The 24,418-nt window shown below is 62.7% G+C and carries 19 protein-coding genes; 8 read left to right on the forward strand and 11 right to left on the reverse strand.

Annotated elements, in window-relative coordinates; translation table 11 throughout:
- Window positions 1–273: 273 nt before the first annotated feature.
- Both J5J06_03595 and J5J06_03600 read right to left on the reverse strand, forming a co-directional pair.
- Window positions 274–597 (reverse strand): hypothetical protein, encoded by a 324-nt coding sequence (locus J5J06_03595; GenBank protein MCO6436151.1) that lies wholly within the window; start codon window positions 595–597, stop codon window positions 274–276.
- Window positions 598–641: 44 nt separating this feature from the next.
- On the reverse strand, window positions 642–1,202 hold the full coding sequence (locus tag J5J06_03600) for a hypothetical protein (protein MCO6436152.1): 561 nt from the start codon (window positions 1,200–1,202) through the stop codon (window positions 642–644).
- Between the two features lie 351 nt (window positions 1,203–1,553).
- Between J5J06_03600 and J5J06_03605 the strand changes: the two genes are divergently transcribed.
- On the forward strand, window positions 1,554–2,492 hold the full coding sequence (locus J5J06_03605; GenBank protein ID MCO6436153.1) for an SDR family oxidoreductase: 939 nt from the start codon (window positions 1,554–1,556) through the stop codon (window positions 2,490–2,492).
- A gap of 70 nt (window positions 2,493–2,562) precedes the next feature.
- Here the strand turns inward: J5J06_03605 and J5J06_03610 are convergent, their stop codons facing one another.
- The 3 genes from J5J06_03610 to ispG form a co-directional block, all read right to left on the reverse strand.
- A complete protein-coding gene (locus J5J06_03610; GenBank protein ID MCO6436154.1) occupies window positions 2,563–3,138 on the reverse strand; it encodes a hypothetical protein in 576 nt (191 codons plus the stop codon).
- A 139-nt stretch (window positions 3,139–3,277) separates the two neighbouring features.
- Window positions 3,278–4,141 carry a cytochrome c gene (locus J5J06_03615; GenBank protein ID MCO6436155.1) on the reverse strand — a complete coding sequence of 288 codons (864 nt, stop codon included), beginning with the start codon at window positions 4,139–4,141 and terminating at the stop codon, window positions 3,278–3,280.
- 120 nt (window positions 4,142–4,261) lie between these two features.
- Window positions 4,262–5,467 carry a flavodoxin-dependent (E)-4-hydroxy-3-methylbut-2-enyl-diphosphate synthase gene (gene ispG, locus J5J06_03620; protein ID MCO6436156.1) on the reverse strand — a complete coding sequence of 402 codons (1,206 nt, stop codon included), beginning with the start codon at window positions 5,465–5,467 and terminating at the stop codon, window positions 4,262–4,264.
- A gap of 261 nt (window positions 5,468–5,728) precedes the next feature.
- Between ispG and J5J06_03625 the strand changes: the two genes are divergently transcribed.
- The 3 genes from J5J06_03625 to J5J06_03635 all read left to right on the forward strand — a co-directional run bounded on the left by J5J06_03625 (window position 5,729) and on the right by J5J06_03635 (window position 8,594).
- Complete coding sequence (locus J5J06_03625; protein ID MCO6436157.1) at window positions 5,729–6,766, forward strand: hypothetical protein; 1,038 nt, start codon at window positions 5,729–5,731, stop codon at window positions 6,764–6,766.
- 199 nt (window positions 6,767–6,965) lie between these two features.
- The gene (locus J5J06_03630; GenBank protein ID MCO6436158.1) at window positions 6,966–8,291 is read left to right on the forward strand and encodes an LPP20 family lipoprotein; all 1,326 of its coding nucleotides are present in this window, start codon (window positions 6,966–6,968) and stop codon (window positions 8,289–8,291) included.
- A 78-nt stretch (window positions 8,292–8,369) separates the two neighbouring features.
- Window positions 8,370–8,594, forward strand: coding sequence for a hypothetical protein (locus tag J5J06_03635; GenBank protein ID MCO6436159.1), 225 nt, complete (start codon window positions 8,370–8,372; stop codon window positions 8,592–8,594).
- Between the two features lie 32 nt (window positions 8,595–8,626).
- On the opposite strand, the gene ftsH is transcribed toward J5J06_03635, so the two are convergent.
- From ftsH to bamD, 3 genes are all read right to left on the reverse strand, one after another.
- Window positions 8,627–10,660, reverse strand: coding sequence for an ATP-dependent zinc metalloprotease FtsH (gene ftsH / locus J5J06_03640; GenBank protein ID MCO6436160.1), 2,034 nt, complete (start codon window positions 10,658–10,660; stop codon window positions 8,627–8,629).
- 73 nt (window positions 10,661–10,733) lie between these two features.
- Entirely contained in the window at window positions 10,734–11,243 is a 510-nt protein-coding gene (locus tag J5J06_03645) for an LptE family protein (protein ID MCO6436161.1), read from the reverse strand.
- A 66-nt stretch (window positions 11,244–11,309) separates the two neighbouring features.
- Entirely contained in the window at window positions 11,310–12,359 is a 1,050-nt protein-coding gene (gene bamD / locus J5J06_03650; protein MCO6436162.1) for an outer membrane protein assembly factor BamD, read from the reverse strand.
- A gap of 173 nt (window positions 12,360–12,532) precedes the next feature.
- Between bamD and J5J06_03655 the strand changes: the two genes are divergently transcribed.
- The 3 genes from J5J06_03655 to J5J06_03665 are packed head-to-tail and all read left to right on the forward strand — an operon-like array spanning window position 12,533 to window position 15,945.
- The gene (locus J5J06_03655) at window positions 12,533–13,336 is read left to right on the forward strand and encodes a HEAT repeat domain-containing protein (GenBank protein ID MCO6436163.1); all 804 of its coding nucleotides are present in this window, start codon (window positions 12,533–12,535) and stop codon (window positions 13,334–13,336) included.
- A 14-nt stretch (window positions 13,337–13,350) separates the two neighbouring features.
- Window positions 13,351–14,310 carry an alcohol dehydrogenase catalytic domain-containing protein gene (locus tag J5J06_03660; protein MCO6436164.1) on the forward strand — a complete coding sequence of 320 codons (960 nt, stop codon included), beginning with the start codon at window positions 13,351–13,353 and terminating at the stop codon, window positions 14,308–14,310.
- Between the two features lie 18 nt (window positions 14,311–14,328).
- Window positions 14,329–15,945, forward strand: coding sequence for an NCS2 family permease (locus tag J5J06_03665; GenBank protein MCO6436165.1), 1,617 nt, complete (start codon window positions 14,329–14,331; stop codon window positions 15,943–15,945).
- A gap of 26 nt (window positions 15,946–15,971) precedes the next feature.
- Here the strand turns inward: J5J06_03665 and J5J06_03670 are convergent, their stop codons facing one another.
- The 3 genes from J5J06_03670 to J5J06_03680 all read right to left on the reverse strand — a co-directional run bounded on the left by J5J06_03670 (window position 15,972) and on the right by J5J06_03680 (window position 22,108).
- On the reverse strand, window positions 15,972–19,322 hold the full coding sequence (locus J5J06_03670; protein ID MCO6436166.1) for an isoleucine--tRNA ligase: 3,351 nt from the start codon (window positions 19,320–19,322) through the stop codon (window positions 15,972–15,974).
- Window positions 19,323–19,627: 305 nt separating this feature from the next.
- Window positions 19,628–20,470 carry a hypothetical protein gene (locus tag J5J06_03675; protein MCO6436167.1) on the reverse strand — a complete coding sequence of 281 codons (843 nt, stop codon included), beginning with the start codon at window positions 20,468–20,470 and terminating at the stop codon, window positions 19,628–19,630.
- A 1,152-nt stretch (window positions 20,471–21,622) separates the two neighbouring features.
- Window positions 21,623–22,108, reverse strand: coding sequence for a DUF1579 domain-containing protein (locus tag J5J06_03680; GenBank protein MCO6436168.1), 486 nt, complete (start codon window positions 22,106–22,108; stop codon window positions 21,623–21,625).
- 534 nt (window positions 22,109–22,642) lie between these two features.
- On the opposite strand from J5J06_03680, the gene J5J06_03685 reads away from it, so the two are divergent.
- Window positions 22,643–24,403, forward strand: coding sequence for a peptidase U62 (locus J5J06_03685; protein MCO6436169.1), 1,761 nt, complete (start codon window positions 22,643–22,645; stop codon window positions 24,401–24,403).
- Window positions 24,404–24,418: the final 15 nt, after the last annotated feature.

Genomic DNA, 24,418 nt, shown 5'->3' on the forward strand with positions numbered 1-24,418 from the left:
ACGGCGACCCCCGACGATTCTCCAAGAACCGACGTTCAACTGCCCGTCGACAAGTAATCTTGGAACGGATTGTTCTAATGCGGGATCGCCTGTCCCAACGCACAAATGCATCGGAACATGCCGACGGGGAGTCTATCAGCCTCTCGCCGGAACTTCAACTGGCGTGGCGGGATTCACGCAGTCTTAACAGTACCACAATCCCGAACCGGCTGCCGCGTTTTTCTCGGTCGTATCCGGTGTTTCGACCGCGCGGCGCCTGTCGGCCCGCGCCGCCTAGGGGTGCGAACCGCCGGCCGCGTCCTTGGTGTCGTGCCATTCCCCGGTGACCCCGTCAACCCACTGCTTGCGAGCGACCCGGCCTTCCTGGTCAAAATCGACGAACACGATCAGGTGATCTTCCGGACGTTCGTAAATCCAGCGGTCGCCGAGCACGGCCGAGGGCTCCCCGATCGTCGCACGAACCTCCGCCTGCGTGGAGGCGTTCTGGTGAACCTGGGAGAAGCGCTCGCGTGTGAGCGGATCCTGGCGACACCCGCCCAGGAGGCCCGCAGCCATGAGGATCAAGCCTACTTTCCAGCCATTCCCGATGTTCATCATCGTTGCTCCAAAGGACCTGATTCAGCGAGAACCCCCGCAGCAGTTCATCGGCTCACGACCGGTATTTCCCGGCCCATACCCGTCGCGCCGCGATCCTCTCGGGCTTGAATGACGCACTCGTCGGTCAAAATCTCACCCAGCGGCGGGACATAAGTGACCGACAGCAGATACTTCTCGGCAGGCGGAATCGCCGCGGGATCGAGCGCCAGCCGGAAACGGTACATCTGCGTAATGCTGTCCCAGTAGAGCCGCTGCTGCTCCGTCGTGGCCAGCTCAATATTCCAGTAATCCAGCCGCCTTCCCTTTGGCTCCGCACTGGCCTTTACGTAGTCGAAAAGCTCGACGCGGACTCGTCCCACGATCATCAGGCCGGGGTTATCGAGCGCGTTGACCGCCTGAAGCAGCAACTCAACGCCGCGAGGCTCCTCCGCCTCCCCGAACCGCCGAACGCTGGTAAAGGGCTCCACGATCTCGATACGCGTGGGCAGGAGCAGACTCATCATCTGCCGCTCACCCGGATCGAGGGTCTGGTCCGGTTTCGGCGTGCATGCCGCTGGAGCGAGTCCCACCAGCAAGAACAAGATGCCCAAGTGATCGCGCGTCACGGGGTTTTCCCTGATACCGTCCCGCATTCCTGCGCCGTCGCCACACAACCGCGTCCGGGAGCTGGGGTTACGTTATCGGCACCGGGACCCGCCCGTCAACGCATCCCGGTCAGGCAACCTCGGCGTGGGCCCGGAGATGACGTGCCATCCGGGAGACAGAGGCTGGCGCGCCCGGGTATCCAGGAACGTAGATTCCCGAACCGATCGGGTTCGCGATCCGTTGGAAAGGTAGCCGATAAAACCGGAACAGGCCCAGGACCGCCGCCGACAGTACGCCTCCGGGGCGTGTTCGGTTTCGAATCAACCTGCCGGGCCACCTGGTCGGCCTGATCGCGCGAGGGAGCATCCATTTTGTCACAAGTACTGGTCACCGGCGGTGCAGGATTCATCGGTTCACACGTGGCGACCGCCCTCGTGGAGCGCGGCCACCAGGTGCGCATCATGGACAACTTCTCGACGGGACACCGTCACAATTTGTCGCACCTGGGCGGACGGGTGGAAGTACACGAATCCGACCTGCGCGATGCCCACGACTGCCTCGTGGCCTGCTCGGATGTGGAGTTCGTTTTCCACATCGGGGCAATCCCCTCCGTACCCAAGTCCATCGACGACCCGCAGCCCAGCCACGACGTGAACATCGACGGCACGTTCAACCTGCTGCGTGCCGCCCGGCAGTGCAACGTTCGCCGGCTGATTTACGCGGCGAGCAGCTCGGCCTACGGCGATGCCGAAGTCTCGCCGAAGCGTGAGGACCTCCCCACCAATCCGCTAAGCCCCTACGCCGTGCAGAAGCTCACGGCCGAGTACTACGCCCGCGTCTTCAGCGACTGCTTTGGATTGGAGACCATTTCGCTGCGGTACTTCAACGTCTTCGGCGAGCGGCAGGATCCGCAGAGCCAGTACGCAGCCGCCATTCCGGCTTTCGTCACCGCCATCCTTCGCGGTGAGGCCCCCACCGTCTACGGCGACGGATCCCAGACGCGCGATTTCACCTACATCGCCAACGTCGTGCACGGCAACCTGCTGGCCATGGAGGCGGAGAAGACGCGCGGCGAAACCGTGAACGTGGCTTGTGGCGGGTCCATCAGCGTCAACGACGTGATCGCGACGATCAACCGCGCCCTGGGCACCGACGTCCGGCCGGTCTACGCCCCCCGCCGCCCCGGCGACGTCATGCATTCCTGTGCGGACATCAGCCTGGCGAAGCGCCTCCTCAACTATGCGTCGGTCGTGTCCTTTGAAGAAGGGCTGAGGCGGGCGATCGATTACTACCGATCGTTGGCCAAGTGATCTGGCGATTCAGCGCGACACACGGAATGCTGATTCGACACCCCCATTCCCGGGATGCCACTTCGCGCTCTTATCCATCAAGTCTCTCGACAACTTCCGCTACCTGCATGGCCTTTCGAGGGGCGTAGCCCTCGTCGTCGAACCAGACGATCTTGCCTTCGGCATCGAGCACAATCACGCGCGCGACCTGCCCCTGCTTTGTTCCCGTGAGCTTGGCCACGGGATGGGCCGCCGAGCCGTAGAGCGTGACCACCGCCGGCCAGTCCTCGCGGGGGATTCCGCCGCGCATGCCCTCGTCGATCCATCCCGAGAACATCGTAGGGACGATCGCCGGGATCGTGGGCACCTCGACGATCCGCGCATCGACCTCGGCCTGGAGCAATCCCATGAGCCAGCGGTCGATATCAAACTGCGCCGACTGCTTGAAGCCGATTAGCAGTACTGCCGGCCGACCGCGGAAGGACTCGGGTATTGCCGTTCGCTCCTTGGCCAGCGACTCGCCGACCACCGAGGGAAAATTCTCGCCGACCGGATTGCGCTTGGGGTACGTACTTGCGCAGCCACCGGATGTTGCGAGAAACAGGACAAACACGAGCGCGACAGCGACCGACCCAACGTAGGAAAGCTTATTTGGCGTGCGAGACATGCCCGGGCCCCTCCTCTGCATTTCGCGAAATAGACCGTGCTCCGCTGGACGGAGAGTTCGAAAGAAGATCGTAGTCGAGAGAGCTCCCCGAGGCGCATGGAATTGTAAGAGCGCCGCCATCGTCGAGCCGGCGAAGTGGTCAACGCCTATCGCGGTAGGTTCGATGGCAGGCTTTGCAGGATTCGTGGACGACCCGAAGCAGGCGGGTACGCTCGGCAACAGGGGCGCCGGCGATTACGGATCCCTCAAGTGCCTTCGCGGCCGCGCCCGCTTTGCCGAGCATCTCTGCAAAATCCGGCGGATGTATTTCCCGCTCAGGATCGTCCAACAAACCGCCAAGCAGCCGGGCAAGCTGCCGGGCCTCAGCCTCGGGCACGAGGTCGGGATGGTCGGGAGGAAACTGCCAGCCGGCGTCGCGAATCTCGACAAGGTGGTCGTACGCTTCCTGCGCCGCAGCCATTGCCTTGACGAACCCCGGCACGGGTACGACCTCGGGGAAATCGGCCGGGGCGGTGTCGAGTTGTTCCTGTCCCGCCGCTTCCAACTCGGCGACGCATTGATAGAGTCCGGGATAGTTTTCCGAAGTCCCCGCTTGCTGCATGAACACCACGCCCTGTTGCGGTGTCAGCCAGCCCAAGCCCACGGCGGCCGAGGCTGCGGCGGCGGGACCGCGATGCTTGCCGTGGTGGCAGTGCACGTACACCGGGCCGGGCAAATCGCGCACGACCCGGGCGATTTCCAACTGCCTTTCGTGGTCGATGCCGTGATAGCCCACGGGCAGATGGACGTAGCGCATGCCGTGTCGATGGGCCGCCTCGACGTCAGGGACGGCTCCATCCACGGTCACAATGGTGCGAACGCCCCGGCGTTCCAACTCCGCGAATCCTTCGTCTCCGTCAGGAGCCGAACCACTGATGAGCTTGGGCGTGATCTGGATGACGTTGTGGACGGCGTGATGAGCCTGATCAGCCTGCTGCAAATGGCTCTCGGAACTGGCGCCCACCGAATTGTTCCGCTTTGGAGAACCACAGGACCCGAGCAAGAGAATCGCGAATAAAGTCGCGAGCAATGTTTGAGCAGACATCCTACGCAATGAACACGCTCATCAAACGGATTGAATCAATCATCCGGCCGAGACTTTGAGGGGAATCGTCCCGTCTCGGCGAGGTAGCGGATCTGGCGGCTTGATCGATACCTTGCTACTACTGAGCACCGTCTCGCCGCGCTGCACCGCTTCCGCCAGCGCCACGGTTTCGTCGTAGAGCGCGTCGAGCATCTCGGCTTCGGTCACGGTTCGCTTCTGCTCACCCTGGACGTAGATGATTCCCCGCCCCTTGCCGGCAAACACGGCCACGTCTGCACCCTCTGCCTCCCCAGGACCGTTAACCACACAACCCATTACGGCCACCTTCACCGGAACTCGAATGCCGGAGAGCTTGCGCCGGACATCGGCCGTGAGCTTGATGAGGTCGATTTCGATCCGCCCGCAGGTCGGGCAAGCGATCAGCTCAGGCTCAGCCCGGCCGCGCAGCCCGAGCGAGCAGAGCAGTTCGCGGGCGTCCTCGACTTCGTGAATCGGATCACAGGCATACGAGATACGGATCGTGTCGCCGATTCCCTGCGACAGGAGCGAGCCCAGCGAGGCGATGGAGCGAATGCGACCAGTCTCCGGCGGGCCGGCGTGGGTCAGGCCCAGGTGCAGGGGAAGGTCGAACCGCTCGCTGATGGCCCGGTATGCGTCGATCACCATCGTGGCGTCGATGCTCTTGGCGCTGAGGACGACGTCGTGGAAATCGTTGTCGTCGAAAATGCGAAGGTATTCCTCGACGGTCTCAACCATCAGGCGGAGGAGTTCGCTCCGCCGGTCCTGGGCGAGCCCCGCCTGCTGTGTGGAGCGCCGCCGGCGGTCCCGACGCTCGACGACGCTGCCTTCGTTCACCCCCACGCGAATGGGAATGCCCCGTTCACGGCACGCGGCGATGACCCGATCCACCTCGCGGCGGTCATTGATGTTACCCGGGTTGAGGCGAATCTTGTGCACGCCCGCCTCGATGGCCTCCATGGCCCGTTCGTAGTGGAAATGGACATCCGCCACGATGGGAACGGGCGACTGGTCCAGAATCGCGGGCAACATGGCCGTGTCGCTCTTCTCCGGAACCGCTACCCGGACAATATCACAGCCGGCCTCGGCCAGGCGGCGGATCTGGGCCACGGTGGCGTCGACGTCGTGGGTATAGGTGCTGGTCATGGACTGAATGGAGATGGGCGCATCCCCCCCGACGGGCACCGGCCCCACCATGACCTGTCGCGTTTTCCTTCGAGGAGTCATCTTCCTGTCGTGGTCCTTAACGCCGAACTGACCCAGCCGTCGCTTTCCGGATTCTAATTCGCCTGTGAGACAGGGCAAAGGCTTGCAGCGCGACTCTCGTTGCCGCCGGCGATTCTGCTACAATAGGGTCCGTTCTCGAATTCGGGGGCCTCGGCGCGGATCGCCCCCGGACGACGTGTCCGTTGGCGGTGCGCACATGGATGCGGTCCTCGGGAACGACCTCGGGACTACCATGGCGAAAGCAGGAAAGGAGTCATTCGAATGATCGCAAGGCGTTGGATTGGGGTTTCGGTCGTGCTACTGGGCGTCTCTTCACTTACCGGCTGCGCTTCCAAGGAGCGGGCGTTCGTCAGCTACAGCTATGTGGTGGAGCCGTCAAAGGGCCTGCCGCAGGGCATGAACACGCTCTACATCGCCCCGGCCAAGATCGGACCGACCACCGACGAGAAGTGGTCGGAACTGAGTGCCAACATCCTTCGTTCGCTGGTGAACGAATCGCGTAGCGATTTCGGCACACCGATCGAGATTTCCGACCGGCGCGATACACAAGTCACGTTCGACGAGGCTGATCTGCAAGCGGCCGGGATGTCCGATCGCCGCGGAGGCCAGCCCGGCAAGCTGCTCGGCGCCGATGGGGCCATCCTCAGCTATGTGGACGTGAAAATCACCCTCACGAAGGGCAAACAGAGAACCTTGTCCGACCTTGGGCTCTTCGGGGGCGGCGGACACGGCTACGGTGCGGGTGGCGCCGACATTCGCACCTCGGAAGTGGAAACCGTCACACGGAACATGACCGTGCAGACCAGCTTCAAACTTGTGGACACGGCCAACAACAAGGTCTGGGAGCACTACCTGCCCACGACGTTCACGGCCACGGATCGCACCAAGGCCAGCCCAATTTTCGGTTCGAGCAAGACCGAGGCGGAACTCACGCCGTCCGACAAGATCATCGCAACGCTGGTCGAACAGGGCGCCCGGCAGTTCGTCAGCCGGTTGATGCGATGTCGCATCCAGGTGGACGAGAACGTATCGTCGAGCGGGAACGAGAACTGCCGGCAAGGTGTGCGTCTGCTTCGCGCGGAGGCGTGGGGCTCGGCACTGGATCAGTTCAAGCTCGCCCTGGCAGCCGATCCCGGCGACGACCGGGCCGCATTCGGGGCGGGCGTGGCCCTCGAGGCAGAAGGGCGCCCGGGCGAGGCGCTCCGCTATTACCAGCAGGCCCTTCAGTACTCGGACCGGGCCCAATACCGGGAGGCACGCGAGCGGGTCAAGGCTTATGAGGGACGCGTGACGGGCTAGCGCCCTCGGCGGCCGGGCGACGGAATTCGCGACACGGTCCAACGTTTGGAGAGCCGTGTTGTCTACAACGTATCAGACGGGGCGGTTCCTTGGCAGTTTTGGGGCAAGAACCCGGCTCCGCCGTATCACGATGGGTGATTCTCGGAACATGACCTCGGGGCCAGCACATGACGCCTCGGGTCCATAGGGAGAACGTCTTATGAGATCGAAGCTCTGTTTCGTGCTCGCCGCAGGCGCGGCGCTGGTCCTGATCACGCCGGTTGCTAAGGCGCAAAACGCTGTTACCGATGCCCAGAACAAGCTGCTGGCCAAGCGCGCAGCGGAAGCGGATTGCTTCCGCAAGCTCACGGAAACCGTCTACGGTCTGCAGCTCAACTCTGAGACCACCGTGCGCGACTTTGTAACGGAAAGTGACCAGATTCGCACCTCGGTCAACCAGTTCATCAAGGGCATTCGCACGCAGAAGCCCACCTATTACGACGACGGCGTGGCCGAGGTCGAGTGCGAAGTAACTGTCGCGAATGTGATCACGAGCATCAAGCAGGCACACAGCACGCACTATCACGGAAACAAGGTGACCACGACGGACATCGAGACGATCAGCAAGCGGATTCAGAAGGACGTGATCTCGGCCGTGGGTAGCGGAGCGCCGCGTCCCGACGTTCCGCCCGACCTCCCTCCTCAGGCGATGGATCAGCTTCCGCCGCTGCCGCAGGACTACACGCCGCCCCGCCGGGCGATTCCCGAAATCTGGAAATCCGTCGGTCCGCAGGGGCGGCTGATGGCGGAGCGTGCCGCGCGGGTGGACGCACTCCGAAAGCTGCTCGAGACAATCAAGGGTCTGCGGCTCAACTCCGAGACGCTGGTTCGAGACTTTGTAACCGAGTCGGACGAGATTGCCACGCGAGCCGAGGGCATCGTGGTCGGGGCATCGGAAGTCAGCACCTACCTGCATGATGATGAGCTGATCGCCGAGGTCACCATGCAGGTGCCGGTCGAGCGTGTGCTCACCAAGATCAAGGAGCTGCACAGCGAGCATTACCACGGCAATCGCGTGACGGCCACGCACATCGAAAACGTCAAGAAGGAGATCGAACGGGACACCGTTGAAGCCACCGGCATGGGGGTTCCGCCGCAGCGGTTCCTCAAGGAAGCGGAAGCCAAGGGTGTTTCTTCTCCGGATTGGATGGCGAACGTGCTCCAGGCCACCGGGCAGGGAACCGATCCCGAGATGAATACCGCCCAGGGCAAGCTTCGCGCCGCCCGGGCCGCCGCGCTCGACGGCCTGCGGAAGCTCGCCGAGCAGATCTACGGGCTTCGTATCGATTCCAACACCACGGTGCGGGACTTCGTCACGCAGCGCGACGAGATTCGCTCTCAGGTGGACGCTGTGCTGACCGGAGCCTTCCAGGAACCGGCAACGTTCTCGGAGGACGTGGCCACGGTGGTGGTAACGCTTCCGGCCGCCGAAGTGTGGAGTGTTGTTAACAGCGAAATCCGCCACGAGCGGCGGTCAGGTTCTTAGGACTTCTTCGTACACCGCGGCAATTCCGCGATTGCGCCAGCGGTTTGAACAGCAAGTTTTTTTGCCGGGAGATCAGCGATGAATAGTCGTTTGCGAAGTTCGTTTGCGCTCATAGGCCTGCTGGCAGCGACGTTCGCCGCAGCAGGATGCCAGACATCGTCTGTCCGAACGCACCGCTCATACGAATACAACGGAAGCTCTCCGCCGCCGAGGGAGCGTGCCGAGCAGCCCTCCGAGCGCGAGGAGCTCGAATCCGACTGGGAGATGAAATCGCCGGGCGAAATGGTGGTTGAGCCGGAGTAAGTCCGGCCATACCCCGACGAGCCCAACGCTTCCTACCCCGGCTGGGGCAACATGCCGTCGCCTAGTCCCGGTTCAGTCTTGGGCTTGGCGGGACGGGCCACGCCCACTTCGCGATTCGGACGGGCGTCGGCGCTGTCCAGCAGGTCGGCAACGCCCTTGCGGTCCAGCGACTCCCCGCGGATCAACGCGTTGACTTCGTCGCCGGTGATGGTCTCGAATTTCAGCAGGGCCAGCGCAATCGCCTCGAGCTTCTCCCGGTGCTCCGTGAGGATGCGCCGTGCGTCGGTGTGGGCGGCATCCACGAGGCGCTTGACTTCCGAGTCGATGACCTCGGCCGTCCGCTCGGAAATGTCGCGGCCGCCGCGCAAATCGAACATGGCGCCCCGTCCGCCGTCGTCGCCGTAGTAAATGAAGCCGACGTTCTCGCCCATGCCCCATTCGCGAACCATGCGCTGGGCGATTTCAGTTACCTGTTTGATGTCCGCGGCGGCACCGCTGCTGACTTCGTTGAAGAAGATTTCCTCGGCCAACCGCCCCCCGAACAGCACGCGCATGGTGGCCAGGAGGTAATTGCGGGAATAGACCATGCGGTCGCGTTCCGGCAGCGAGAATGTCGCCCCGCCGTAGGGTCCGCGCGGAATAATGCTGACCTTGTGCAACGGATCGGCCTCTTTTTCCAAGGCCTGAATGAGGGCATGACCGGCCTCGTGGTAGGCCGTGAGTTTGCGGTCGCGCTCGTCGGAGGCGGGGCTCTTCTTCGCCCGTCCCCAGCGGACCTTGTCGCGGGCCTCTTCCAAATCCTCCTGCTCGACGAATTCCTTGCCGCGCAGGGTGGCGACGATCGCGGCCTCGTTCACCAACGCGGAAAGCTCGGCACCGCTGAACATGGGCGTTCCCCGAGCCATCCGCTTGATGTCCACGTTGGGACCCAGCTTCACCTTGCGAAGATGGACCTTGAGGATTTCATAGCGACCCTGGAGATCGGGCAGCGAGACATACACCTGGCGGTCAAACCGTCCCGGTCGGACCAGCGCCGGATCGAGCACGTCGGCCCGGTTGGTCGCGGCGATGACGATGATCTGCGAATTCGTCTCGAATCCGTCCATCTCCACGAGAATGGCGTTGAGCGTCTGCTCGCGTTCGTCATGCCCGCCGCCTCCGAAATTGGCCCCGCGGCGCCGCCCGACCGCGTCGATCTCATCCAGGAAGATAATGCAGGGCGAATTTTCCTTGGCCTGCTTGAACAGGTCGCGCACGCGGGAGGCGCCCACGCCGACGAACATCTCCACGAAGTCCGAACCGCTGATGGAGAAAAACGGCACTTCCGCTTCGCCGGCGATGGCCTTGGCCAGGAGCGTCTTGCCGCATCCCGGTTCGCCGACCAGCAGGATGCCGCGCGGGACGCGCGCGCCCAGGCGCTGAAACTTCTTCGGGGCCTTGAGGAACTCGATGATTTCCTGAACTTCCTCCTTGGCCTCCTCGATGCCCGCCACGTCCGCGAAGGTCACGTTGGTATGCTCTTTGGCGGTGACACGGTGGCGCGATCTGCCGAAACTGCCCAACATGCCTGCTCCTCCGCCGGCGTTGCGAATCTGGCGGAAGATGACGAACCAGATAAAGGCGAAAATGAGAATCCACGGAAGCATGCTCAGCAGCACGAGCACGAACTGGTTGGTTCGTTGGGCGGACACTTCCGCGTTGGATTCACGAATGAGCCGCCGGAGAAACTCGTCGTCGATCGCAGCCCGCGGGTACTCGACGAAGAATCGCTCGGGCGGCGCCCCGGCGGCGGTCCCCTCCGTCGGGACCAGCTCGCCTTCGATCTTGCCGTCCTCCTCCTTGATGGTCAGCTTGGCCACATGCTTGTTCTCAAGATGCTTGTAGAACTCGCTGATGCTGATCTCCTTGGCGGGATCGAGCGAGCTCGTCAGCAGCGTAACCAAGAGCAGGACCAGTCCAAGGACGAAAAGCCAGCTCACGAAATTGCGCGAGAGGCGTACATTCGGACCACCGGGCTTGCGTCCGTCGGGAGGCTGTGGGTTTTGTTGGCCGTTGCCATCCGCCATGTTCGAAGTTCTCTCGTTGTCAAGTCAGGCTTTTGGAAGACCCTACCGATGGGTACGAGGGATCATAGCGGTCCTACCATCCGGATTCCATCGACTCGACGATCTGCTCAGCCAGGCCGCCCATCCCCCGGACCATGGCGACGCGGAAGGTCTCCCCCACGGGGGGGATGTAACTGGTCTGATACACGAATCGCGGTTTTTCGACCAGAATCCGGCCCGTTCGGATGTCCTGGAGTCGATAACGTACGGTGATCGTCGAACCAATCTCCCGGGGCAGATCGGTGTCGAAATCATCGCCGAACACACGGTTTTGTACGCTGATGACCTCCCCGCTGAGGACCGCGTCGGCGTCCTCCAGGCGCGTCACCCGATAGGGCGTGTCCATCTCGATCCGCTTTACCAACGCTTCGGTCAACTGGAATTCAAGCTCGCGTCGAAACTCCCGGGATTGAAACATCTCCACGTGGACCGTCTGAATATCGGTCGGAAACGGACGGGTGGTGGAGTATCCGCAGCCGGAAAGGGCAGCGAAAATGACCGCGGCGCCGAAAGCGAAGAACGGCTTGATTCTGGACTGGACCATCGCTCATCCAATTCTCGAACGTGAACAACTGATCGGCGGAATACGCGACCGAAGACAGTGCGCCGGTTAACCCCCTGCTTCCGGTAACGTTTCGCCGAGCAGGGACAACCGGGTGCGCGCCTCGACCGCCGCGGCCGTATCCGCAAAGTCGCGTGCAATACGCTCCAGGTAGAACACCGCCGACGCCAGATGATCGGTGCGCGCGTACCAGTCGGCAATGTTGAGCATCTTTTCCGCGCGCTTCTCGGCGATATCCGCGAGTATCAGCCGGACGTTTTCTTCGGTGCGGCCCGCGGCATCCGGATACTGGTTGAGATAATCGAGGTAGCGCTCTCGCGCTTCAACGAGCGGGGCGTCATCGTACGGGATCCCGCGAAACGCGGCCAAGGTCGCATCGGCCGCGCGACGCATGGCATAACGGTGATAACGGCTGAGCGGATAGTCCTTCACGAGTCGAGCATATTCAATCTCCGCCAGATCGTATTCGCCGGTGCGGTAGAAGTAATCCCCCTTGGTCTTGATGGCCAGAATGGCCTCGGGTCGATCGGGGTAATTCGAAGATATATCGTCCAGGATCTGCAGGCCGAGCTCCTTGCCGGGAACGATGCGCAGACCCAGAAACTTCCGCTTGGCGCCGCCCAGGAAGGACTCGGCGATGACGAACTCGAGCCGGATGGCCTCCGATGTGACCGCCATGCCCCCATAGCGATTGAGAAACTCCTGGAGCAGCTTGTGGGCTTTCTCAAATTCGCGCCGTCCGACCAGGGCCTCGGCCCGGGCGATCATGACCTCCGGAAAAAGCTCCTGCTCCCGCCCGTAGCTCTTCTCGAAGCGTTTCGCTGCGGCGATCGCCTTACGGTATTCGCGATCTCGATTGAGCCGGCGGATTTCGTACAGCGCCCCCTCAGGCGTGCTCTTGGGCGGCGGCGGCTGCTCGACCCAGTCGCGCTTGGCGGGATCGAACGTGAGCGAACGGGCGCGCGGTGGCTCGGCCCGTGCCGGTAGGACATTGCCGAGCAGGATCATTGCGGCCAATAGCGGCACGGAAAGCGTATCACGACCTACGAAAGAGCGCCGCGACCACCCGGATGCGCAGTGGCCCATGGACCCATTCATTGCGATCTCCGCGGTTCCCATGGGTCAATTGTAAGCCCGATCGTTATCGGCACGCAACGCGTCGGCCCCATGCCGCCCGGAAATAGGCCGTTTGCGGCGTCGCGTATCAACGGGTATAGGAAGTGTCCCGGAAATGTCCAGGGGGCATTGCTCCGGGCAGATTTTGGCGCGGCATGATCAAGACTCCATTCAAGACCGCAATCTCGCCATTGATCGCCGTGAATCTCCTCATCGCCGCGCTCGTGGCCGGATGCTCCCAACCAAAGGCCCAGTACAAGCCGGCATGGCTGATTTCTCGAAGTGACGTCGAGCGCTACTCTCTCTCGCTGCTCGTAGAGCCCGATGCAGACGTCCGTCGAATGACCATTGAGCGCCTCGCGGAAACGGGCCATGCAGACGACCCGAAAGCGGTCGAAGCGTTGATCCGCGCGCTTCGCGGCGACCCGAGCGAGTCGGTGCGATGCGCGGCCGTGTGCGCCCTGCGCGATGTCGGCGGCCCATCCATCGCCGGAGAATTCCTCGATGTTCTTGCCGCCGGTCCCAGTTCGAATTCACCACGCGCCGCGGGTCCGAAGCTCCGCTGGGAGCTGGTCTATGCCCTGCGGAGCCCCCAGTGCGCCGGCCACAGCGATGTCGAGCTGCACACGCGGATTCGGGATCGGGCCATCGAGATTCTGGGCAGCGATCCGGATCGCGACGTGCGCATGGAGGCGGCGCGACTTCTGGGTCATTACGAATCAAGGGAGACGCTGGCATCGCTGATTAAGGCCCTCCGGCAGGCCGATTTCGGCGTGGTGTACGAAGCCGGCCGATCGCTGGAACGCCTCACGGGCAAGGAGCTGCCCTATGAGCCGGGTCCGTGGGAGCAGTGGCTCGCTTCTACCAGCGATCCGTTCGCCGACAAACCCGCCGAGGACGAGCCTTCCAAGTCCAGACATTCATGGTGGCCCTTCGGCGGGAGCAGCGCCCGTCGCTGAAGCAGGGAGAGTCCGTGCGCGCCGTCGTCTTCGATGAACAACTGTCGTTTCATTCGAGCCGCCCCGAGCCGACGCCCGCGTCGGGTGAATGCCTGGTTCGGGTGCACCTGGCCGGAATTTGCGCCACCGACCTTCAGATCACCCGCGGCTACATGGACTTCCGCGGTGTGCCCGGGCACGAGTTCGTCGGTACGGTTGCGGAGGGATCGGAGAACTGGAAAGGCCGGCGGGTCGTCGCGGAAATCAACTGCGTCTGCCGGCGCTGCGACATGTGCCAGGGCGGGCTCTCGAATCATTGCCGCAATCGAACCGTTCTCGGGATCCAGGGTCGTGACGGCGCCATGGCCGACTTTCTGACCGTGCCTGAGCAGAATCTGCACGCCGTTCCCGATCATATCCTGGACGAGGAAGCCGTTTTCATTGAACCGCTCGCGGCCGCATACCAGGTGCTGGGTCAGGCAGCGATCGATGCACGGATGAACGTTGCTGTCGTGGGTACCGGTCGACTGGGCCTGCTGGTCGCCCAGGTGCTCGCCACGACAGGGTGCCGCCTTGTTGCCGTGGGACGGAATCCCCGGACCCTTGAGCTGTGCGAAAAGAAAGGGGTTCAGGCGGTTCCCGTGGCCGACCTCGAACCGCGGCACGACCAGGACGTTGTCGTGGAGTGCAGCGGGTCCCCCGAAGGTCTGGAGATTGCCATGCATCTCGTGCGTCCTCGGGGAACGATCGTGCTCAAGAGCACCTGCGCCGAACCCGCTACGATCAACCTGGCTCCGCTGGTGGTGAACGAAATCCGCCTGATGGGCAGCCGCTGTGGTCCCTTCCCCGAGGCTATCAATGCCTTGGCGCGGCAGGCGGTCGACGTCCGCTCGATGGTATCGCGAACGGTGCCCATCGAGCAGACAGCGGAGGCGTTCGCCGCGGCGGAGGATCCTCGAAACGTGAAGATATTGTTGAAGATCAATCCCCGTTAACGGTCTTCGGCCCCGGACATGCGCTGGTTCGTTCGACATGATCTGGACGGCTTCTTCGGGCTCTTTGTCGATAACCTCGTTCAGCTCTTGCTGATCGTTGCGCTGTGTGGCGGGCTGTGCGGGATGAACGGCGACAATGTCCACTACCTGTACGCCCGCATCCTGCCCGGGGCAGCGATTTCCATCCTGTTCGGAAATATCTTTTACTCCTGGCAGGCGCTTCGGCTGGCCCGACGCGAGGGGCGTGACAATGTCACGGCCCTGCCCTACGGCATCAATACGCCCTCGCTGCTCGTGTACGTATTCTTCGTTCTGGTCCCCGTGTACCACGCGACGGGAGACGTAGATTTAACCTGGCGGATGGGCCTTCTGGCGTGCCTAGGGAGCGGAATCATCGAATTCCTCGGCGCGCTTGTCGCCGAACGGGTCCGATTGCGTACGCCTCGGGCGGCGCTGCTCTCCACATTGGCAGGCATCGCCATTGGCTTTATTTCCATGACATTCATGCTGCGCATCTGGTCGAGCCCACTGGTGGCCCTGGTGCCGACCGCCATCGTCCTGATCACCTATTTCAGTACAGTGCGACTGCCCCTGGGATTACCGGGCGGGCTCGTGGCCATTGTGGCCGGAACGCTGCTGGCGTGGTTATTGCCGGGCTCGTGGAGCGGCCAGCCGATGTCCGTCTCGGGGATTGAGGCCGCGTGGAACTCGGCCGGTCCGGTCTTGCCCGGCTGGTACGGCGGGGCGCTGCTGAACACCTTGCGCCTGCCGGCGTCCGAGTGGCTGGGATTCCTGTCGGTGATCGTACCGATGGGGCTGTTCAACGTCATCGGAAGCCTTCAGAACATTGAATCGGCCGAGGCAAGCGGCGATCGCTACGACACCCGTGCTTCACTATCCATCAACGGCGTCGGCACGATCCTGGCCGCGTGCCTTGGAAGCTGCTTTCCCACCACGATCTACATCGGACATCCCGGCTGGAAGGGGCTCGGAGCACGGGCCGGATACTCCACCCTCAATGGCGTGGTCATCGCGGCGATCTGCCTGACGGGCACGGTCGCCCTGGTCAACAGCATCATTCCTATCGAGGCAGGCATGGCCATCGTGTTGTGGATCGGCGTGGTCATCACCGCGCAAGCGTTCCAGGCGACGCCCCGCGAGCACGCACCGGCCGTGGCCATCGGACTGTTTCCGGCGATCGCCGCCTGGGGGGCAACGGTGTTGTATGGCGCGTTCGCTGCAGCCGGTGGTACCACGCTTCAGTCGCTACTGACGGGAAGCAACGGCGCGGAAGTCTCGGGATTCGCGATCCACGGGCTGATCGTCATGGAGCGGGGCTACATCTTCACCTGCATGATCCTCGCCGCGCTGTCGGCCTGCCTGATCGACGGAAAGCTCATCCATGCGGCGGTGTGGGCGCTATTGGGCGCGGCCGCGACAATCCTGGGATTGGCGCACACGTATCAGCTCAGCGGGAACGCGGTGGCCTTTCTGCTCGTCGGGATCGAGCCCGCAGCAGAGGCATTCTTCTATCGCGGTTACGACTTGGTTGTTGGGTACACGCTGGTGGCGGCGGTGTTTGTGGGGGTGAGGATCTGCAATAGGGGCAGCAGGCAACGGGAAGCAAGACTGTAGGGCGGGCTGCGCCCGCCCTACGCAGGTCAGGCGCGCGACAACACAATCTCCAACTCCCCTTCGTCGATCTTCACATTTGTCTGCCCCAGCGGATTGGGAAACGCTTCGCGCGTTTGGGTCAATTCCACCGCCAGCGTTTCGCGGGCTATGTAATCGCCACAGGCGTCGATCGCGGCGCGGATCTCGGGCGACTCGGTGACGATGCTCAACTGTATGCGGTCGGCGATGTCCAGGCCGCTGTCCTTGCGCAGGTTCTGCACGTTGCGGATCACGTCGCGGGCGATGCCCTCGTAGCGAAGCTCGGTCGTCACGCGGCGGTCGATGAGCACGGTCGTCGCGCCGTCGCTCGCCCCGGCCCAGTCGTCGCCGTAGGACTTTCGGATCGTGAAGTCTTCCGACGCGAGCGGAACGGCATTGCCGTCAAGGACGATACAGATTGGTGTACTCGTGCGCACCGCATTTTCCGCGGCTGCGCCTTCCAGCGCCGCAATGGCGTCCTTAGCCTCGGAGGCGTGCCGGCCGAACTTGGGTCCCACGGTCTTCATATTCGGCACGACCGACACCGTGACCAGCCCCTCGGCGCTGTCCCGCAGTGTCACCTTCTTGACATTAAGCTCTTCCAGAAAGTGCTCCTCGAACATCGTCGCCGCCTGGCGCTCGTTGTCGTCGCCGGGAACGATGATCAGCTCCGCCAGCGGCTGGCGAATCTTGAGGTTCGAATCCTTCCGCGCCGAGCGAGCCAGCGACACCAGCCGAATCGACGCCGCCACACGGGCAGACAGCGTCTCGTCGATCCGCCCCCCATCGGCCTGCGGGAACGGCGTGTGGTGGATACTCTCGGCCGCGCCCTCAGTCTGATTCGCGATCAGGTTGCGATAGATAACCTCGCCGAGGAACGGCACGATGGGAGCAATCACACGGTTGAACGTGGTGAGGACTTCGTAGAGCGTGGCGTAGGCGGCGCGCTTGTCGGCGGGCCACCCGTCCGCGTAGAAGCGGCGGCGCGAGCGACGCACGTACCATGTGCTGAGCTGCTCCATGAAGCGCTGCGACTCATTGCATACCTTCAGCACGTCGAATTCGGCGTAGCCCTGGTGCGCGACGCCAATGAGACGGTTCAGGTCGGAGAGAATCCAGCGATCCAGCAGCGACCGCTCCTCGTCGGTTGCGGTGTGAACACTCGGCTGATAGTCGTCCACGCGGGCGAGGTTGCAGAAGAAGGCGTACACGTTCCACCACGGCAGAATCACCTCGCGGCGGACCTCGTCGCAATGCTTCGGACCGAAGAGGACGTTCCGTTCCGGCGAGGTCGAGGCGTAGAGCCAGCGCATGACATCCACGCCGATAGCGTCGGCCGCCTCGTTGAATTCGATGGCGTTGCCCGCGGACTTGTGCATGGGCTTGCCTTCGTCGTCCATGACCAGACCGTGCCCCTTAAGCACGCGAAACGGCGAGCAATCCTCCATCATTGTGCTGATGGCCAACAAAGCGTAGAACCAGTTGCGGAACTGCCCGGGCAGGGACTCGACGATGAAGTCGGCCGGGAACCACTTCTTCCAATAGTCGTGGTCCTCGAAGTAACCCATGGTGGAAAACGGCACGATGCTCGCGTCCAGCCAGGGGTTGCCCACGTCCTTGATGCGCGACACGTTCTCGTCGCCGCACTGGGCGCAGCGGATCTTCACCGCATCCACCCACGGCCGGTGCGGCGAGTTCCCCTCGAACGATTCCCATCCGCTCACCGCTCGGGCCTTGAGCTCCTCGCGCCCGCCGATGACCTCGAACCGCCCGCAATTGTGACACTCCCAGATGGGCAGGGCGAGTCCCCAGTAACGCTTCTTGGAGATCATCCAGTCGCCCATATTGCGGAGCCAGTCGATCTCCCGCTCCACGCCCCACTCGGGGATCCACTTCGCCTGGCGGGCGCTCCTCATGATCTGCTCCCGCCAGTTCATATTGATGAACCACTCGTCGACCAGGCGGTAGACCAGCTCGTCCTTGCAGCGCCAGCAGTGCGGATAGCGGTGGTAATACTGCTCCTTGGCGAAGAGCACCTCGCGTTTCTTCAAGTCCTCCACGATTTCGTCGGCCACGCGGTCAAAGCGCTTGCCGGCAAGAAAACCGAACTCGGGGCGGAACGTGCCGTCCTCGAACAGCGGTGCGACCTGCGGCAGTCCCAATTCCCGGCCGAGGTGGTAGTCTTCGCTTCCGCAACCGGGTGCGATGTGCACGATGCCCGTACCCTCGGAGGCCGTAACCATGTCCCACGGAATAACGCGATGGCCGGGAATTGCCTCGGCCGCGCCGTCGAGCATGTCGAACGGGCCGGTGTAGGTCAGGCCGACCAGTGATTGCCCCTGCAACTCCCCCACCACTTCAAACGGGCCCCGACTCTTGAACATGGCCTGGAGCGCATGCAGCGCGGGAACATTCTTGGCCACCTTCTCGACGGGGTGCGCCCGGGCGTTCTCGAAGTTGCCCTTGCCGATGTAGTAGGTCGCATCGCCCTGCTTGACCTTGACGTAGGTCATCTCCGGATGAACCGCGGCGGCGACGTTGGAGGTCAGCGTCCACGGTGTGGTCGTCCAGACCAGCAGGTATTCGCCGGGGCGATCGTGGATGGGAAAGCGGATGAAGACGGAGGTGTGCGGGACTTCGCGGTAGCCCTCGTTCATCTCCATCTGGCTCAGACCCGTTCCGCAGCGCGGGCACCAGGGCATCACGTCCACGCCCTTGTAAATCAGGCCCTTCTCGTGGCATTTCTTGAGGAACGCCCAGATGGCGTAGTTGTTGCCGTCGGACATCGTGTAGTACGAGTTGTCCCAGTCCATCCAATATCCCAGACGGATGGACTGCTGCGTCTGGATGCCCGCGAATTTCCGCGCCCTTGCCTTGCACTCCTCCACGAATCGATCGATGCCGTACGTCTCGATGTCCTTTTTGCTGGCGAAGCCGTGCTCCTTTTCCACCTCGACTTCGACCCAGAGGCCCTGGCAGTCGAATCCGTTCTGGTAGCGGAGCTCCCGGCCGAGGGAGGCGTGGTAGCGGTTGTAGATGTCCTTGTAGGTCCGGCCCCAGGCGTGATGGACGCCCATGGGGTTGTTGGCGGTGATGGGCCCGTCGAGGAATGACCAGCGGGGTTTGCCGCGATTGAGCTCGCGGAGCTTGTCGAAGGCCCGCGTCTCCTGCCAGAAGGCGAGGATGTCCCGCTCCTGGGCGGGGAAATCGACCTTGGGGTCCACCTTGTCGAACGGCATCGATGTCCTCTCCGGCGCCGCAGGCGGCGCAATACTGACGCAATCAATCTCGAAGGGTCCGCCGTGCAGACCATTCTTCGTAGGGTGCATCCCCTGATGCACTACTTTCTTGTGTGCCATATCCACGCCTCGTGGACATGACCTTGAACCGCAGGGCATGCGGTTCGCGAATCGCAAGAAACGCGGTTGGCATGCCTCGGCTATTACGCGTACGGTCGCAGGGGCCGCCGGACGGACCGATCTTGTGGTTCGGCCGCTCGGACCGTGAAACCACGGAATATACACGGGGTTGGCGCTAGGGTGAAACGGGCCGTGTGCCACTGCTCTTGAGCAGTGCGGCGTGGCAGGGCCAAGCTGACCCGGCAAAGCCGGATCATGCGCCGCCATGCTTCCTGACCGCCGCGGCTTCGGATGACCTCCGCTGATCAGTCTGTCGGCGGCGGGATCGCCTCCGCCTCCGTCGGATCGAACTTCCGGCCGCACTCCGGGCAGCGGGGCTCGGGCAGTCCGCGGAGGTCGTAGCCGCATTTGACGCAGAGGCCGAGGCGGCGACGTCGGCGGATGCGCGCCCAATCAAGCATCGCCACGCCACCGAACAGAACGAGCGTTGTACCGGTAGACCAAATCAGGGCGACAGAGCCGACGTTGCACCAGTACACAGTGATCTCGTGGCGGGCTGGGCCCCTGCTGCCTTCGTGCGCGTATCGCTCCACGAAAGCCGGCATCGACGGCGCATTAAAGGAATGGCTGACGAACGTGGATCGGTCTTGACGATTGCCGGTCAAAACGAGGAGCTTCCAATCGTACGTCGTCCAAAGGACCATGGCGCGCGTGGGCAACCCGAATTCGATGGATCGCACCGGGCGGCGGATTCCGACGTTGATGATCTCGTCGGAGGCGAACTGTTCTGATATCCCTGCAAGCTCAAGCAATTCACGGATACGCCCCTTCGCAACGGGAATGTTGTCAATCACGACGATTGAGACGTTGTGCCGCCACACCTTCCAAGGGATGAGCACACCGACTGTCCCGAGCAGGAGGGACACGAGAATGCAAACTGTGCGATAGCGCGCCGTTGATTTCGACCAACCGACGAAGATGATCGTGAGCGCGAGGTAGGCACCGATTACAGCGGATGCTCCCGCGACAATTGATTCTGCGAGATTGCCGAACGCCCAGGCAGGACATAGGCTGAGCAGCGCAGCGCAGACTTCAATCCCAACGATCGATGCGAGCCCGGCCTTGAGATAATTGCTGGCGGCACGCATCACGTGGACTCGACAGACATCTCCCCCGGCTCAAACGGGCGGCCGCACTCGGGGCAGCGCGGCTCGGGCAGGCCGCGGAGGTCGTAGCCGCAGGGGCAGTGACCGAGAGGAAATAGTCGTTTCCTAAGCGCCAAGCGCGACAAGGCAGGAATGAGCACTAGCGGGTGAATACACATGGCCAGCACGAGTGCGACGTTTAGTAATGCGCTTCCTGGTTGCCATTTCTTCCAGACTTGTGGCTGAGAGGTCTTTGCCTGGTATCGCTGAACGAACGAATCCAGAGGCGCAGGAAGATCATGCGGGTCGACGGGAATCTTGGGCACTGGGGTTGCGCGCGACGATAAGTCGCTTTTTTCAAAACCGAAATACCATTCTGTCGGATTTGGCCGCTCTCTGATTGCCCAAGAACTCGGCCACCCGAACCCTCGCTCCGAGTGGCTATATTTTACGTATATGAACGCCGGCCGCTGCGACGGCTTCGCAATGCCCGGCATGCGCTCCGAAAGGGCGGTCCAAAACTCGTCAGGCATTGACTCAAGACCTACCCCATGTTTGCCCAAGCCGCCACCTATGGGTACGGGATGCAAGACCGCGAAAAGTGACGCCAGCGCGACGAACGCTATTGCTGCGAGCGTCGCGCGCCGAATTGTCGAGCGAACCGCAAAGTAGGAAACGACCACTGCCCCCGCGAACGAAATGCTCTCCGCATAGAACAACGAATCGGATAAGAACGGAGTCAGCAAATTCCTCACTGTCGGGGCAAGCAGTCGCCAGTCAATCACATACTGCCCAACAACAAGCAACGTGAGTATAGCGGACAGCCGCGTGCACCAGAACGCGAATCCCGACGTTTTCGGGTCACCCGCCATGCCGGGCATTGTAGACGGATTTCGGGCATACGTGTCAACAATTCTGCTCAGACAACGGCTCGACCACCGCCGGCGGGTGGCATGGCCAAGCTGATCCGGCGAAGCCGGACCAAGCGCCGCCATGCTCGCGGTCAACATGGAATAGTGAGAAAATAACGTCGGGCGCATGTGCCCGTGGAACCAGGTTCCTCGCCCAAGACCAGCGTGAATCGAAATAACACCGCGAAACGTAGTTCGCATGGCAGCGCCCGCCTTCGGCGGGCTTGGCCATGCCACCCAACCGCTACCCCACCCGCCGATAGCTCGCCTTCATGAACTGGACCCACTTCCCGTCCTCGCCCAGCAGATGCGACGAAAGCGTCCGGTGGTTGTCGTCCTGGAATTCAATCACGTCCTTGTATTTGGCCATGACCGCGGGATCGGCCATGCTCGGGCCTTCGACGGGCAGGGTCAGCATCTTACCGGCCGCGTCCATCTCCCCGCGCTCGTAGATCCACAGGTGCGTCATCATGGAAGCGATAAACGTGCCCACGTAGCACTTCTTCTGCGGATCGTAGCCCAGCGTCATGATCGACGTGCAGGGTCCGCAGCCGGGCATTTCGCCATGCCCCTCGCACAGGACCCACAGCCCGCCCAACGAACGGACCGTGTCCGTGCCGGTCGATTTCATGGGCGACTGGTCCGGCCCCATGACGCACTCGCCCTCGAATGACCACTGGCCCACGAGCTTCCGAAGCCACTGATGTTCCTTTTGCGGTTCTGCCATCATCGTTGCTGCTCCTTTAGGTCCCGACCCATTTCCCAGCAGGGCGAACAATATCAGGTGGGGCTTGCAGATTCGAGGATGAACCACCGGGGAGCTGTCCGCGCCCGTTTTCAACCCCCGTCCGGCGTTGTCCGATAGACCCGATGAGGTCGCGAGTCTCCGCCCGAAAGGGTGCGCGGCCTTATCGAGGGCATCCGGGTTTTCGGCGAGCTCGGGTGCCCTTTCTCTATTGACGCCAGCCTGCCGCATCGACGCCGCTGCCGGGGCGAATCTCCCATGATGAGAAGCGCATGCCAACCCGATCGCCCGAGCCGCCCAGCGCTGCGGAACCGGCCACACCCACCCCAGGCAATGCTGAAAACAACAAACTGCCCCGGGGCCCGCGTCGCGGAGGACCCGACTGCGACATGCAGGATTGCACAACCGAGTCCCGCTCGCAGATTGGATTTATGGGACCCTGGCCGACATAATCTCCCTCGAAGGCCGTTTCGACCAGCGATCGTGCCGGATGACACCCAAAGATAAGGTGCTTGCGTAATGACCAACCTCAGCCGCTGTCTGTTTGCCGGGCTCCTGCTCGTTTCGATTCTTACCGCCGCGGCCGTGCCTGCCGAGGCCACGCCACCGGCCCAAACCTCCCAAAACATCAAGACCCTTCCTTTGATGAAGTACCTGAGCGACGAGCTCGAGTACTCCATGAAGAACCTCGTGGGCGAGGACGGCACCCGACCGTACTACCTCGCTTATGCGGTGTACGACGAGGAGACGGGGATCGTCTCCGGGACCTTGGGCGCGATCACGCGAAACCAGATGGACCGCTCGCGCAATCTCAATATTGATCTTCGCGTGGGCGACTACGCGCTGGACAATACCCGCCAGCTCCGCGAAGGCGGTCCGTCGCACTGGACAGGCGGCGGCAACGTCCAGCTCGCTCTGGATGACGCCCCGGAGTCCATCCGCCACGCCCTCTGGTACAACACTGACGAGGAGTTCAAGCGGGCAGTCAAGCGCCTGGTCAATATCCAGACCAACCTCAAGGTCAAGGTCGAGGAGGAGGACCAGTCCAACGACTTCAGCCGCGAAGAACCGCAGGTCCACTTCGAGGAGCCAGTGAGCCTGAACTTCGATCGGGATGAATGGGCCAAGCGGGTTCGGACGGTCAGCGCCATCGCCCGCGACTTCCCGCTAATTTACGACTCGTCGATTACCGTCGGCACCTACGCTGGAAACCGCTATTTCGTCAGCAGCGAGGGAAGTCGTCTTCAAACCAACCAACTTCGCTACCGCATTACGCTGACCGCGAGCACCAAGGCCGAGGACGGCATGGACCTCGACCAGACCTTCACGTTCAACTCATCCACGCCGGAGGGCCTGCCCGGCGACGCCGAGATCGAAAGCGCGTTTCGCGACGTAATCCGCCAGGTGCTCGCCCTCCGTGAGGCGCCGCTGGCGGAGCCGTACATCGGTCCGGCGATCCTCCGCAATCGAGCCAGCGCCGTCTTCTTCCACGAGATCTTCGGCCACCGCATCGAAGGTCATCGTCAGAAGGACGTGACCGAGGGACAGACGTTCACGCGCAAAGTCGACGAGCAGATTCTGCCGACGTTCATCAGCGTATTCGATGATCCCACAGTGGAACGATTGGCCGGCGAAGACCTGCGCGGGTATTACCTCTTCGATGACGAAGGCGTGAAGGCCCAGCGAGCCGTGCTCGTTGACCACGGTGTACTCAAGGGCTTCCTCATGTCGCGGACGCCGCTGGAGGGCTTCCCGCATTCCAACGGTCACGGCCGGCGGCAGACGGGCTACGCTCCCGTGTCGCGGCAGGCCAACCTCATCGTCGAATCGTCGAAGGAAGTGCCGTTCGATCAGTTGCGGGCCATGCTCATCGAGGAGTGCAAGCAACAGGGCCGCCCCTACGGGCTTCTCTTCGAGGACATCTCCGGGGGATTCACCACGACCAACCGCTGGGGGCCGCAGTCGTACAAGGTTCTGCCGATCGTCGTTTTCCGCGTATACACCGACGGCCGGCCCGACGAATTGATCCGCGGCGCGGATGTGGTCGGCACGCCGCTCACCAGCTTTGAGAAAATCGTCGCTACGGGCGATGACCCGGCCGTATTCAATGGCTCGTGCGGCGCGGAATCCGGATGGGTCCCGGTGTCGGCCGTATCACCAAGTATCCTCGTTTCCACGATCGAGATTGAAAAACGGATGCGGAGCCAGTCGCGTCCCCCGATCCTGCCTCCTCCGCTGGAGGAATCGCCGCAGACGCGAACGGCGGCGCAGACGCAATGAGCGCGGGTCGTCGGT

Source organism: Phycisphaerae bacterium (genome assembly GCA_024102815.1).
Lineage (GTDB): Bacteria > Planctomycetota > Phycisphaerae > UBA1845 > UBA1845 > JAGFJJ01.